Below are 13,449 nucleotides of genomic sequence, written 5' to 3'. Positions count from 1 at the left end.
AGGCTGGGGTCATGTCAGCCACCACCGAGATCAGGAGCGCGGCGAGCCGGGCCGTCACCACCACCGGATGGCTGACCTCGCGGCACTCCTTCTCCTTCGGCGACCACTACGATCCGGACAACACCCACTTCGGGCTGCTGCTGGTGAACAATGACGACATCGTCTCGCCCGGAACGGGATTCGACACCCACCCGCACCGGGACATGGAGATCGTGACCTGGGTGCTGCAAGGCGAGCTGTCGCATCACGACTCCGCCGGCAATCGCGGCGTGATCTATCCCGGTTTGGCGCAACGGATGTCGGCTGGCAGCGGGATCCTGCACTCCGAACGCAACGACTCCCCCAGCGAGCCGGTGCATTTCGTGCAGATGTGGGTGGTGCCGGACGAGGCCGGCGTCGATCCGAGCTACCAGCAGCACGAGATCGACGACAAGCTGATGGCGGGCAATCTCGTGACGATCGCCTCGGGGAGGCCCGCGCACGACGCCGCGATCACCCTGCACAATCGCAACGCCGCGCTGCACGGAACCCGATTGCCGGCCAGCGCATCGGTAAACCTTCCGCGGGCCCCCTACCTGCACCTCTTCGTGGCCCGGGGCCAGGCCGTCATAGAAGGCATCGGGGACGTCGACGAGGGTGACGCGGTGCGCTTCACCGACGCCGACGGCCGGCGCGTCAGCGCGCGCGAGCCGGCGGAACTGCTGATCTGGGAGATGCACGCGAAGCTGGGCGACTGAGGCCGTAGAGGGTCGGCGGGCCAGCCCATAAAGTGGGCACGACAGAACAGGAGTCGGCATGCCTCACTCGCACCCGCAGCACGCGGCGCCCAACCCCAACCGGAACGTCAAGGCGGTCCGCACCGTGCGATTCTGGGCGGCCCCCCTGGTCATCACCCTGGCGCTGATGGCGGCGTTGTGCGCGCTGTATCTCGGTGGCATCTTGAACCCGACGACCAACCTGCGTCATTTCCCCATCGCGGTGGTCAACGAGGACGCCGGTCCCGGCGGCGCGCAGATCGTCGACCGGCTGGTCAATGGGTTGGACAAGAACAAGTTCGACGTCCGCGTGCTCTCCCGCGACGAGGCCCGCCGCCAGATGGACACCGGCCGTGTCTACGGCCAGGTGCTGATACCGCCGAGCTTCTCGTCGTTGCTGCGCGACTTCGCGGATAGTGCTGTCTCGCCGGCCCGCGCGGACCGCCCGTCGATCACGGTTTCCACCAATCCGAGGGCCGGCACGCTCGGCGCGAGCATCGCCGGTCAGACCCTCAGCACGGCGATGGGGATGGCCAACGGCATTGCCGGGCAACGGGTTATGGCGGAGGTGGCCGCGCAGACCGGTGGCGCACCGCTGGCCGGCGCGGCGCAGGTGGGCCTGAGTGCCCCCATCGACATCCAGTCGAACGTGTACAACCCGCTGCCGAACGGCACCGGCAACGGCCTGTCGGCCTTCTATTACGCGCTGTTGCTGTTGCTGGCCGGTTTCACCGGCAGCATCGTGGTGAGCACGCTGGTGGACGCGCTGCTCGGTTACGTGCCCGCCGAATTCGGGCCGGTGTACCGGTTCGCCGAGCAGGTCAAGATCTCCAGATTCCAGACATTGCTGCTGAAGTGGGCCATGATGGTGCTGCTCGGGCTGCTCACCTCGGCGGTGTACCTGGCGATCGCCGACGGGCTCGGCATGCCCATCGATCACGGCTGGCGGCTCTGGGCGTTCGGCGTCTTCGCGATCGCCGCGGTGGGCATCACGTCCAGTTCGTTGCTCTCAGTGCTGGGCACGGCCGGAATGCTGGTCAGCATGCTCATCTTCGTGATCCTCGGGCTGCCGTCGGCCGGCGCGACGGTGCCGTTGGAGGCGACGCCGTCCTTCTTCCGCTGGCTGGCCGAATTCGAACCGATGCACCAGGTCTTCCTCGGGGCCCGATCGCTGCTGTACTTCGGCGGCCGTGGCGATGCGGGGCTGACGCAGGCGTTGACGATGACGACCATCGGCGTCGTCGTCGGCCTGCTACTCGGCGGCATCGTCACTTACCTGTACGACCGCAAGGGCTTTCACCGGATCCCGGGCGCGGTCGAACTGGCCATCGCCCAGGAGCACCAGTCGAAGCACCAGACCCGCCGCGGCAAGCGCGCCGAACCGGCGGCCGCCGTGCCCATCGCTACAGAGCCATCCGGCGCCGAGCCCACCGCTACCCAGCCGACCGCCGGCGATCACGAAAGTCCAAGCGAGCAAGCGTAATTCGGGCGTGGCCCTATCGTCACTCCACCGTGACCTTTGTTGACAGTGTGACTTATGGGGCTGATGATGTTTATGTTGCATTAGTTCCGGGCGGAAAGGGCTACCGTGCTGACCCGACGCGCCAGCTTCCGCCGGCTGGCAGCGTCGTGCGCCGCCCTCGTCGCCTGTTTCACCCTGGCCGTCACCTCCGGGCAGCCCCTCGCCCGCGCCGCCGACGGGCGCGATCTGCTCGCCAATGCCATCGGCAGCACCCGCGGTTCCTACCTGGTCTACAACTTCGGCCCCGGCCATCCCGCGCCGATGCTCAACGCCGGCGGCAGCTGGTATGAGATGGACAACGGCGGGCACCTGATGATCATCAAGAACGCGGCGGGGCGCCTGTCCCCGCATCTGCTGGTCGACACGCATCGCGGCGATCAGGCCCGCTGCGAGAACAACCCCGGGGCGCGCACCGGCGAGGGTCTCTGGCAGGCCTCCGAGCTCTACGCACCGCTGCAGGCGTGGCAGCGCATGGGCCAGCCGACCATCGCCATCAACGCCAACTTCTTCGACGTCCGCGGGCAGAAGGGCGGCTCGTGGCGTCAGACCGGCTGCAGCTCACCGCTGGGCGCCTTCGTCGACAACACGCAGGGCCAGGGTCGCGCCAACCAGGCGGTCACCGGCACCGTCGCCTACCCCGGCAAGCAGGGTCTGTCCGGCGGCGGTGAAAGCTGGAGCGCGCTGTCGACGATGATCCTGCCGTCCGGCGGTGCGCCATATGTGGTGTGGCCCAGGACAAAGAGCGACTACGACGCCGCCACCCCGGTGGTGGCCGACCTGCTCAACAAGAACGAGAAGTTCGTCGCGGTCTCGGGCATCGGGCTGTTGGCGCCCGGCAACACCGGGCAGCTGCACGACGGCGGACCTAGCGCGGCCCGAACGGCGTTGGCGTACGCCCGGCAAAAGGACGAGATGTACATCTTCGAGGGCGGCAACTACACCCCGGACAACATGCAGGACCTGTTCCGCGGGCTGGGCAGTGACAACGCGGTGCTGCTCGACGGCGGCGGCTCGTCGGCGATCGTGCTGCGCCGCGACACCGGGGGCATGTGGGCCGGCGCCGGATCACCGCGTGGATCATGCGACACCCGGCAAGTGCTCTGTGATTCACACGAGCGGGCGCTGCCCAGCTGGCTGGCGTTCAACTAGTAACGGGCGCTTCGGTTTTCGCCGCCGGTGGCCCGAAGCGGAAGATCAGCAGGCTGGTGGCGATCACCGCCGCGGTGACAACGAACACCGGGGCGATCACGTATCTCGACATCGTCGCCCCGAAGAAGGCGCCGGCGCACATGGTGGCCACGACGCCGATGCGCAACCGCTGCCGTTCGCCGGTGCCTCCGGCCAACCGACTGTCCAGTCCGAGGCTGACGATCGTCGACGTGAGCACCGTGGTGGAGAGCTCTTGGATGCCGAACTGGCGCGCGCTGGAGTGTTGTAGACCGAACGTCACCGCGAGCATGCCGATCATGATCAGCTTGGAGGTCGCCTGATAGCGCAGCACTCCCGTGCCCGCCAGAACCGCGAGCGCCAGCAGCAGGACGATTTCGATCGTCAGCACCGTGGTGATCCATGTCCGCGTCCGCAGGCCGAAATACCGCGCCAATCGGCCGCTGGCGATCGTGGTGCAGACGAAGGTCGGCAGGGCGACCGCGACGGCGGTCAGGTCGATGATCGTCCTTGGGGCCAGCCAGAATCCGAGGAAGATCACGTTGCCGGTCATGTTGGCGACGAACACGTGACCGAGCACCAGGATGCTGATCGAGTCGGCCAACCCGGTGGCGAAGGTCAAGAGCAGCAACGCCGCTACCGTCCATCGCTCGGAGACCGGTGACGTGACAGCCATGCGCCCGGACTCGCCGCTAAACCTTGGGCGTCAGATCCAGCGACGTGATCGTCGTCATCCTGGTCACCAGCCAACGGTTGTCGGAACGTTTCAGGAACAGCCGGTAGGACAGGTACTTCAGCGACGGGACGTTCTTGGTCAACGGGCTGGTGGACGTCGTGTTGGTGTAGACGATGACCACGGCGTTGGAGTCGTCGAGGGTTTCGACCGCGGCGCCGGTCACGTCGGTGTGGTTGGTGATCTTGGCCTGCTTGTTGGGAGCCACGATCGCGTCGACGAATTTGCGGTACTGCGCCTCGAAATCGCCACTGAGATACCGGGATGCGCGATCGGCCAGGGTGTCCATGTTTTCCGGGGTGTACGTCCACAGCGTGGTGATCGCATTGGCGGCGGTCCGCGCGACGTTGAGTTTCGTTGCGGCGGTGGCCCGGTCGGCCAGGTACGGCTGCAGCATCGCGCCGGCGAACGCGGCGGAACCGACGAACAACAGGGCGGCGATGGCGGAAACGGCGGCCCAGACCTTTGCGGTCCGCCGGTTCTTGCGCGCGGCGGTACCCTGCGGCGCGTCGGCCACCCGCTCCGCGTCCTCGTCGTCGGTGGCCCCGTCATCAGCGCTGTCCGGTGCGGCCGCGTCCCGGTCGGTGGCCTCGGATTCCGTTGTGGCCTCGGCCTCTTCGTCGTGGCGCTCCGGGCGGGCCTGGTGCGTCGCGTCCGTCGCGTCGTTCGCGTCGTCCCCGGAGGCGGCCGGAGTCCGCTCGGCGGTCACATCACCTGCTGCAGGTTGCTGATCTTCCACTTGTTCCCTTCCTGCGTCGCGGTCGCCGCCCATCGATTGGCGTTCTCCAACACCTGCTTCTCGTCCGGCGACTTGGTGCTGATCGCCGTCGCCACCATGACGTTGGCGCTGCCGTCGTCGTTCCATCGCTCCAGGCCGGCATCCAGGACCGTGCCGGTGGCGGGTTCGGCCCGGGCGACCTGCAGCAGGATCTCGTTGGCGTTCTTCTCATACTGCTTGGCGAAGTCCCCGGTCGCCTGCGCCAGGATCCGGTTCACGTAATCGTTGGCGTGAAAGGGATCGATGGAGATGAACTGCGTCATGAACCCGGTCACGTAGGTCAGCACCTCGCGGTCCTTCGACGCGGCCCGCGCCCGGATTTCGTGCGAGACGAGCATCAGTGTGCAGGCCGTGATCGCCACCACCATGAGCGCCGCGGCGACCGTGCCGGCCAACGGCAACAGCCATGGCCGCCCGGCCTCGACCGGGCGCGCGATGAGCAGTGGCCGCTCGCCGGGCGCAAATCTGCGGCGGGGACTCACTTGCCGCTCCCGGGCTGCTTCGGCTTGGTCAGCACCGTGAGATCGTCCACGCGCCAAGCGTTTCCGGGACCCTTGGCAAATACCACCCGCACCGTCGCGCTGATGTAGCGCTGCTCGGGCCCGACGCCCCGTCGACCTTGCATGAAGATCAACATCGTTGCGCTGGACGGGGCGGCCGATTCAATTGAACTGTTGGTGACCCAGTACTCGTTGATCACCGGGTGCCCCTTTTGCACCAGGTCCTGCTGGGCCGACAGCTGGGGCCGATACTTGTCGGTCGCCAGCGACAGCGCACGGGCGAAGTCGTCGTGCAGCGACTTAGGGTCGTAGGTCAGCATCTGGGCGACGATTTTGGGCCCCTGCGTCGCCAGCTGGGCGCGGGTCTGGTCGGTCGCCCGGTCCTGCCAGTACCCCCCGAAAAAACTCATCGCGAACCCGGCCAGGCAGAGCGCCGCCGCGCTTAGCACCGCGACCGCGCTCCAGCGGCGGACGTGTGGCGGCGACGCGTCCGGTGGGAGGCGCCGCACTTCGGTGCGCGCCAGCATGTCGGCGAACGTGCGACGGCGCGAATCCCACAGGGGCCAAAGCCATCCCACCACCGACGCGGTGTCGAGCAGGTGGGCGACATCGCGCAGCAGCAGGGTCCAGGGGCCCGGTGCGTCTCCGGTGCGGCGCGTCACCGCGACGCCCGCCAGAGCGCGGCCCAGGCTCCACCCGGTGATCACCGGCAGCAGCAACCGGTTGGCCAGCACCAGCAGGGTGACGACGCCCAGGACGGAAATGCTCAGCCACCACCACGCGCCCTGGGCCGGCACGGTACGCAGGACCAACGCCATCGTGACGATGACGGCGAGGCCCGCCACCGCATCGACTGAGAAGGCGATGACGCGAGAATGCCACGGCGCCAAGGCTTCCCGCGGTGACTCCTGAATTGCCCGGGGCGCAGTCTGTTCGACCACCACCGTCACTTCGTCACCTGGTCGAGCTTGGAAATCTTGTACTGCCCTTCGGCGAACGCCATTTTCACGCGCAGCCGGTAGCCGGCCTCGTTCTGGTTCTGGTCGCTGGCCACCTTGACGCGCAGCGCGACGAGAATGTCGATCGACCCGTCTCGGTTGTTGCGCTCGACCGCCGCCCGGACGTCCGACACCTGAACATGGATGTTCGCGGCCTGATACGCCTGCACCAGCATGCTCGTGTACAGCAGCGCCTGCGAGCGGAAGGCGTCGGTCCCACAGTCGACGATCTTCTGCTCGCTCGCCGTCATCGCATTGGTGTCGGGCGCCTGGGTCGCGGAGACGCATTCCACCGCCGCCTTCAGCGCCAGCGCGTCGTTGCGCGCCATCTGTTGGCTTTGCTGGTGGTAATGCAGCGCGAGGTAGCCACCGGCCCCGACGCCGGCGGCGCACAACACCAGCACAGCGGCGATCGCGGCCAGCCACCCGCGGGTCACCCGGGACGGACGGCGCTGGGCGGCGGCGACGGCGGATTCGGCGGCTGCCGGGTCGTCCGCCGCCGTGCCCTCGGACTCGGACTGGTCGGCCTCGGCGTCGGCACCGGCGGCATCGTCGGTGGATTCGGTCAGATCCGCGGAGGCATCCTGCGGACCGGTCTGCTCGGCTCCGTTCTCAGGTGCCGCCGAATCCTCGCTCTTGTCCTGGGTGGTCAACGAATCGTCCGTGTCGATGGGGTTCAGCCGGCTGGCGCCAGCATCTCCTTCCATCCATCGTCTCCTGTTCTGGTCGAGTTCTCGACGGAGTATTTAACTCCGTCTGGCCCTACCAGTTCACCGCTTTGGGGACTGTAGATCGCCGAGGGAGGCCCGCTGGGTTTGTAGACACAGGGGTTGGGCTGCTGGCCATTGCACTGCACGGTACCCGACCCCGGTCGGGACAACGGATCGCTGGTGGGCGGGGGTGTGCCCGCCACCCGGTCCGAGGGCGCCGGGTTGAGTCCGTTGTCCACCGACGGCGCCGGGATCACCATGCCCGGCTTCACCGGCTGATCACAGCGCGCCGCGGGTGCGGGGCAGGTCAGAATCTGGTTCGGGTCGCCGTACCAGGGGTTGGTACCGGCCGGCACATACGGCTTGGGGTCGCGGCATTCCCGCGGGGTTGCGGCCCGTTTGCCCGGAATATCCGTGCACGGGATGTTGCGCGAGCCGCGCACGCTGTTCGCCGGTGTCTCCATCGGGATCTTGCAATACGTGCCGGTGGGCAGCGGTTGGATGCTGGTGTCGGCCGGGGACCGCCACTCCGACGCCGGAATGAAGCCGGTCAGGCAGGGCGGCGGCTGGTTGATCGACAACGCCAGGTCCAGGGCGGCCATGTTCGGGAACGGCGCCGCCACCGTCTGGGCGATCGACGCACCCTGCGGCAGGAACACCAGGACCTGCTCGACGCCGGTGTGGTAGCGCTTGAGCAGGTCGAAGACGACCTCGAGGTTGGCCAGCGTCTGGGGCAGCGAATCCTTGACGTCGTTGAACACCGAGTTGACCTGGTCGGCCGTCGGCGCCGCCTGCCGCAGCAGGCTTCTCAGGTGCTGGTCCTCCTGCGCGGACTGCGCGCCCAGCCTGTTCAGGTTGCGCGCCCAGCGCTCGATGTTGTCACTCGATTTCACCTGGCTGTCCAGCACCGGCCCGGAGTTCTGGATGATGTCGTTGACGTCGGTGATCTGGTTCTTGAAGTCGCCGACGATCGCCTGGGTGGCGTCGACCAACCGCTGCAGGTTGGGACCCAACCCGCCGACGGACTGCGCCGTCTCGTCGAGGAGCTTGCCGATCTTGTCCTTGGGCAGCACCGACAGGCCGCGGTTCGCCGTGTCCAGGGCCGGCCCGATCTCGGCGGGCACGGTGCCCTTCGTGATCGTCTGTCCTTCCGCCAGGTACTTGCCGGGGTTGCCGCTCGAGGTCAGGTCCAGGTACTGCTCACCGACCGCCGACACGGAGTGCACGTTGGCCGTCGCATCGATCGGGATCTTGTAGCGACTGTCGATGCTCATCGTCGCCTTGGCGCCGTGCTCGGTCGGCTCGACGTCGGTGACCTTGCCAATGGTGATGCCGCGGTAGGTGACGTTGGCCGTGGGATACAGCCCGCCCGAGGCCGGCAGGTCGGCCTTGAGCGTGTAGCGGCCGATGCCCACCAGGCTGGGGATCTGCAGGTAGTAGATCCCCAGCACGAGCAGCGAGATGACGGTCAGGATCCCGAAGGCGATCAGCTGGCGTCGGATGAAGGGAGTCAGCAATTCCTGTCCCCCCTTTCCACCAGCGGTCCACCCGGTGCGTCATTCGGGTTCGGCGTGTAACGCACGTCCGGGATCATCGTCTCCGGGTCGCGCCCAAACGACTGCTCGAGTGCCCGCAGGGCTCCCGACAAACCTGTCCCGGTGAGGAACGCGTTGTCGACGGCGCTGTAGGTCAGGTCGAGCGTCAGCGAGATGTTGATGTAGTCGCCGCGGAAGATCTTCGGGACCGTGTCGATGTCGAACGGCTGGGTGAGGATCAGCTTCAGCGCGCCGATCAGGTACGGCGAAGCCCGGCCGAGCTCCTTCAGCGGGCACTGCAGCGCCTGCAGATCGGTGTGCAGCGGCCCGCGCGCCTCCGACAGGTATTGGTCGGCGGCCTGGCTGAGCCGTCCCACCGAGTCGACGGCGTTGATCAGCAGGTTCCTGGTGTCGGCGAAATGCTTGATCAGCGGCGGGATGTCGGTGAGCACCCGATCCAAGACGTCGGCGCGGCCACCCACGTAGGTCAGCAGCCGGTTGGTCGAGTCGATGGCGTGCGTGATGTCGTCGCGCTGCTGGTTGAGCTGGTTGGTGAAAGTGTCCAGCTTGCCGAGCAGCGCCCGGATCGCCTCGCCGCGCCCATTGAAGATGTTGTAGACCTCGTTCTGCAGCACCTCCAGGTTCGGGATGCCGCCGCCGCGCAGGATCAGCGAGAGGCTGGCCAGCGTCTGCTCGGTGGTGGGGTACGAGGTCGAATTCTTCAGCGGAATGGTGTCGCCGCTCTTGAGCAGTTCGTGCGACGGGTTCGGCGGCGCGGCCAGCTCGACGTGCTGGGAACCCAGCAGCGACGTCTGGCCGATCTTGGCCGTGGCGTTCTTGGGCAACTTGACGTTCTTGTCCACACCGAGCGTCAGGGTGGCGATCCAGTTCTTCAGGTTGATGGCCTTGATCGAGCCGACGAAGACGTCGGCGACCATCACCTTGCTGTTGCCGTTGATCGCCAGGGTGTCGGGCACCTGCACGTAGAGGGTCATGGCCTTCGACCCGCTGCCGGGTCCACCCGGGATCGAGACGTTGGAGATGCCCTTCCAACCACACGAGCTCAACACCGTCGCGGCCACCAGCAGGGTCAGCCCTTGCCACGCCCGATGGCGGATCAGCCGAAGCGCGCCCCTCACTGGCCGTCGGTTCGGCTTGCTCCTCGCGCTCAACGCGCTCGTCGCCCCCCTCACTGGCCACCTCCAAAGTCAGCGGGTACCGGCGGCCCGCCCGCGTTCGGCGCGGGCGCGGACACCGGCGCCGGTGTCGGGGCGACCGGGCCCGGGACCACATCCGGTCCGGGCGGCGGCGGTTGGATCGGCACCGGCGCGTTCAGCCCGATGGGCGGCACGATCGGGTTCTCGTCGTAGGCGTTCGGCGGACCCGGCGGGGTCTGCAGGTTCGACTGGACGGGTTCGATGTTCGGACCACCCATCAGCTCACTCAGCGATTCGGGGGTCATCAGGCCCGCGGTGATCGGCCCGACCTGCTGGCCCTGCATGCCGGGAGCGACGATCCAGCCCGGCTGGGTGTTGCGGTGCGACGTCGGGGTGTCCGGCACCCAGATGCCGGGAACGGTGGTGTCTTTATATCCGTTCGGTGGGTGCAGCCGGTCCTCGGAATACGCGACTTCCTTGGGCAGCGTCTCCGCCGTGCTGAACAGGTTTAAGCCGAACGGCGGGTAGTTGAACTTGATCGCGTCGAGGATCGGCGAGAGGTACTGCGCACACAGTTCGGCCGACTCCTGGTAGCCCAGCCGACTGCCGGCCTGGATCGCGCTGCAGATGAACTGCATCGGGTTCGCGAAGTTGGTGATCGACGGGATGGCGACCACCGAACCGTGCGACGGGTGATAGATCTGGTTGATGTTCGCCGCGGCCGTCGGCAGCACGTGCAGCGCGGTCTCCAGCCCGTTCAGCGGATCCGGTTGCAGCAACGCGTTCGTCGCGGTCTCGAGGTTGTTGATGTCGTGGGTCAGCACGCCGCGGTTCTGGTCCAGCCAGGGGCGCACGGTGGTGAGCAGGCTGTCGAACTGCTGGATCGCGTTGGCCAGGTCGTTGTCGTTGTGCGCCAGCCGGGTGGTGAAATCCGCCAGGTTCTGGTTGAGCGCGACGAACTGCTGGTCGTCCTGGTGCAGCGCGTTGACGAACAGCGCCAGGCTGCGCACCACCGCAAAGAAGTCGCCGCGACCCTCGTTCAGCGCGGTCAGTGCCTGCGACAGGTTGGTCAGCGTGGTGTTGATTTGCTTGCCCTTGCCGGCCAGGCCGTCGGCGAAGGACGTGATGACCTCACCGAACGGCCCCGTCGGCTGCTCGGGTGTGGGGCCCAGCTTGGAGATGATGTTGGTGATGCTGTTGCGCAGCTGGTCCCACTCCACCGGCACCTGGGTGCGCTCCTCGGGGATCACCGCGTTGTTGGCCAGCACCGGACCGCCCTTATAGGCCGGCTCCAGCTGAATGGACCGCGAGGCCACCAGGGTCGGGTTGAGGATCACCGCCGAGGCGTTCGCCGGAACCTTGTACTTGTTCTCGTAGTGGAAGGTGACCTTCATTTTGTTGCCGCTGGGCTCGATCTTGTCGATCGCGCCCACGCGCAAGCCCATGATCTGGACCTTGTCGCCCGGGTACAGCGCGTTCGCCGCCGGGAAGTAGGCCACCACGGTGTTGTTGGTCAGCTTCTCGTACAGCCGCCAGCCGACGTAGCCGACGACGAGAGCCAACACGATCACCAGCGATCCGATGATCACCGATGTCCGCGTCATCTTCGGTAACCGAATGTTGCGGACGTCAAAGATGGTGCTCAATTCTGGCTACCTCCCCCCGCTGCGCCGCTGCCTCCGGTTCCGCCCGGGTTGATGAACGGTGCCGGCAGCTGGTTACCCGGCCCGGGTGGCGCGGCGGGCCCCGGCGGGAAGCCCGGCGCGAACGTCGACGGTGGCGGCGTCGGCCCGGCCGGCGCCAGGTTCTCGGTGCGCGCGCCCGGCGGTGCTTGCGCCGGCAACGGCACCGGGGTGCCCGGAACGTCTGGCGGCGGGTCGCCCGGCCGGCCCGCGATCGGGATGCCCGGCGTGGGCGGCAGACCGTTGGGGTTGGGCGGCGACGTCATCACGTCGACCGGCGCGGGGAAGCCCGGCCCACCGAACGGGCCCGTCGTCGCGCCCGCACAGGGCAACGGGTTCCACGGCCGCGGCAGACCCTCGTCCCCGACGGTGACGTTGCCGCCCGGATTGGCCGGCGTGTACGAGCACGGCGATCCCGGCGGGACGGCCGGACCCGGGTGATCGGGCGTGCCCTCGAGCACCGGCGGTGCCGGCGGCGGCGCGCCGTTGGGGAACCGGGTGCCGTTGGGGTCGGGGAACCGGTAGGCCGGCAATCCCGCACTGCGCCAGAAGTTCTCCGGGTCGATGCCGCGCTTCTTGAAGGCGGCGTCTACCCAGGGCTGCGAAATCTGGTACAGCGCCAGGTTGTGCAGCACCACCTTGAAGAACGGGCCGGAGGCGATGGCCTCGTTCAGCGACGGCAGAAACTTGCCGACCTCGGTGAAACCGTTGGCCAGATCGTCTTTGCGCTGCACCAAGATGTCGCTTACGGTGCGCAGCTGCTCCAGCACGTGGTTGAGGTTCGGGTTGTCGTTGATCAGGCCCTTGACCTGTTCGGAGAACGCCGCGACGTTGCTCAGCAGGGCGTTGATGGCCTGGCCGCGTTCGTTGAAGGCGGCCAGCAGGGTCTTGGCGTTGACCAGCGCCCGGTCGATCTGGTCGCTACGGTCACCGAGGATGCCCGCCACCTGGTTGGCCTGGCCGAGCAGGTGCTTGACCTCTTCGTCGCGCTTGCCGATGGTGTCGGAGAACTTGGCCACGCCTTCGAGCGCGGGGCTCAGGTGCGGGTAGGTCTGGTCGATGGTCTGCGACAGCACGTGCAGCGACTGCTTGACGGCATCGATGTCCCAGCCCTGCGCGGCCTTGGTGACGTCGAAGAACGCGTCGTAGATCTGATAGGGCGTGGTGCTCTGGCCGATCGGCAACGTCGACCCGGGCCGCAGCGTCTGGCTGCCGCGCGGCTCGAGTTCGAGCACCTTCTTTCCGAGGATGGTGTCCGTCTTGACGGCCAGCCTGCTCTCGGTGCCGAAGGTCGCGGTGCCGGCGTTGAACTGGATCACGATGTGATCGCCGTCGATCTTGAGACCCTCCACCTTGCCGACGTCCACGCCGGCGATGCGCACCTTATCGCCCTTGCTGAGACCGCCGGTATCGGCGAACTGCCCGTAGTAATGCGGTTTGGCCATCAACATCGGGACGCTGGTGAAGCTTTGGCCCACTCCGATCACCAGCACCGTGACGACGATGCCCATCAGCCCGATGCGGACCCGGTTCGGGGGTTCGAGAGTTCTCATTGCGGCGTGCACCTACCCGTCGGCTGCTGGAACAGCCGGACCGTGCGGACCGGGCCGCCGGCCTGCAGACCGTTGATCTTCAGGGTGATGTCGCAGGCGTAGAAGTTCACGAAGTCCCCGTATGACCCGATGGCGCGCCCGATCATGTTCAACGCGGTCGGCACGGTTGCCGACCTGCTGGCCGAAAACCGCGGCCTGCTGCACAAGACGATCAACTACCTGGACGCCGTCCAGCAGCCGCTGATCGACCAGCAGGATCAACTGCAGGACTACCTGAAGAAGGTGCCGACCGCGTTGAACATGATCGGGCGCGCCATCGGGTCATACGGGGACTTCGTGAACTTCTACGCCTGCGACAT

General features: G+C 67.2%; 12 protein-coding genes and 2 pseudogenes. 4 read left to right on the top strand and 10 right to left on the bottom strand.

What is annotated here, in order from left to right:
* The first annotated feature begins 11 nt into the window (after window positions 1-11).
* The 3 genes from A5624_RS04975 (at window position 12) to A5624_RS04965 (ending at window position 3,426) form a co-directional block, all read left to right on the top strand.
* Window positions 12-737 (top strand): pirin-like bicupin family protein, encoded by a 726-nt coding sequence (locus A5624_RS04975; RefSeq protein ID WP_066862472.1) that lies wholly within the window; start codon window positions 12-14, stop codon window positions 735-737.
* A 58-nt stretch (window positions 738-795) separates the two neighbouring features.
* Entirely contained in the window at window positions 796-2,238 is a 1,443-nt protein-coding gene (locus tag A5624_RS04970) for a YhgE/Pip domain-containing protein (RefSeq protein WP_066862469.1), read from the top strand.
* Window positions 2,239-2,343: 105 nt separating this feature from the next.
* Window positions 2,344-3,426 (top strand): phosphodiester glycosidase family protein, encoded by a 1,083-nt coding sequence (locus tag A5624_RS04965; protein WP_066862467.1) that lies wholly within the window; start codon window positions 2,344-2,346, stop codon window positions 3,424-3,426.
* Here the strand turns inward: A5624_RS04965 and A5624_RS04960 are convergent.
* From A5624_RS04960 to A5624_RS27205, 10 genes and pseudogenes are all read right to left on the bottom strand, one after another.
* Window positions 3,419-4,120, bottom strand: a complete 702-nt coding sequence (locus tag A5624_RS04960) for a YoaK family protein (protein WP_066862464.1) — start codon at window positions 4,118-4,120, stop codon at window positions 3,419-3,421. The genes A5624_RS04965 and A5624_RS04960 overlap by 8 nt on opposite strands.
* Before the next feature lie 16 nt (window positions 4,121-4,136).
* Window positions 4,137-4,916 (bottom strand): mammalian cell entry protein, encoded by a 780-nt coding sequence (locus A5624_RS04955; RefSeq protein WP_066862460.1) that lies wholly within the window; start codon window positions 4,914-4,916, stop codon window positions 4,137-4,139.
* Window positions 4,883-5,437 carry a mammalian cell entry protein gene (locus A5624_RS04950; protein WP_066862520.1) on the bottom strand — a complete coding sequence of 185 codons (555 nt, stop codon included), beginning with the start codon at window positions 5,435-5,437 and terminating at the stop codon, window positions 4,883-4,885. The genes A5624_RS04955 and A5624_RS04950 overlap by 34 nt, the downstream gene beginning before the upstream one ends.
* Window positions 5,434-6,405 (bottom strand): RDD family protein, encoded by a 972-nt coding sequence (locus A5624_RS04945; protein ID WP_066862456.1) that lies wholly within the window; start codon window positions 6,403-6,405, stop codon window positions 5,434-5,436. The genes A5624_RS04950 and A5624_RS04945 overlap by 4 nt, the downstream gene beginning before the upstream one ends.
* Window positions 6,402-7,160: an Mce protein gene (locus A5624_RS04940; protein ID WP_066862451.1), complete on the bottom strand. Its 759-nt coding sequence runs from the start codon at window positions 7,158-7,160 to the stop codon at window positions 6,402-6,404. The genes A5624_RS04945 and A5624_RS04940 overlap by 4 nt, the downstream gene beginning before the upstream one ends.
* A complete protein-coding gene (locus A5624_RS04935) occupies window positions 7,130-8,680 on the bottom strand; it encodes a virulence factor Mce family protein (RefSeq protein WP_066862448.1) in 1,551 nt (516 codons plus the stop codon). The genes A5624_RS04940 and A5624_RS04935 overlap by 31 nt, the downstream gene beginning before the upstream one ends.
* Window positions 8,674-9,837, bottom strand: a complete 1,164-nt coding sequence (locus A5624_RS04930; protein ID WP_066862445.1) for a virulence factor Mce family protein — start codon at window positions 9,835-9,837, stop codon at window positions 8,674-8,676. Before A5624_RS04930 ends, A5624_RS04935 begins: the two co-directional genes overlap by 7 nt.
* A 50-nt stretch (window positions 9,838-9,887) precedes the next feature.
* Window positions 9,888-11,501: a virulence factor Mce family protein gene (locus tag A5624_RS04925; RefSeq protein ID WP_066862441.1), complete on the bottom strand. Its 1,614-nt coding sequence runs from the start codon at window positions 11,499-11,501 to the stop codon at window positions 9,888-9,890.
* Window positions 11,498-13,090, bottom strand: coding sequence for a virulence factor Mce family protein (locus tag A5624_RS04920; protein ID WP_066862438.1), 1,593 nt, complete (start codon window positions 13,088-13,090; stop codon window positions 11,498-11,500). Before A5624_RS04920 ends, A5624_RS04925 begins: the two co-directional genes overlap by 4 nt.
* Window positions 13,087-13,254 (bottom strand): annotated as a pseudogene (locus A5624_RS27205) (mammalian cell entry protein); the annotation flags it as partial. The pseudogene A5624_RS27205 and the gene A5624_RS04920, both read right to left, overlap by 4 nt.
* Between A5624_RS27205 and A5624_RS04915 the strand changes: the two are divergent.
* A pseudogene (locus A5624_RS04915) lies at window positions 13,241-13,449 on the top strand (mammalian cell entry protein); the annotation flags it as partial. The pseudogenes A5624_RS27205 and A5624_RS04915 sit on opposite strands and share 14 nt — an antisense overlap.

It is taken from the genome of Mycobacterium sp. 1482292.6 (genome assembly GCF_001672995.1).
Classification (GTDB): Bacteria; Actinomycetota; Actinomycetes; order Mycobacteriales; family Mycobacteriaceae; genus Mycobacterium; species Mycobacterium europaeum_A.
This window is presented reverse-complemented; position numbering and strand designations above follow the sequence as displayed.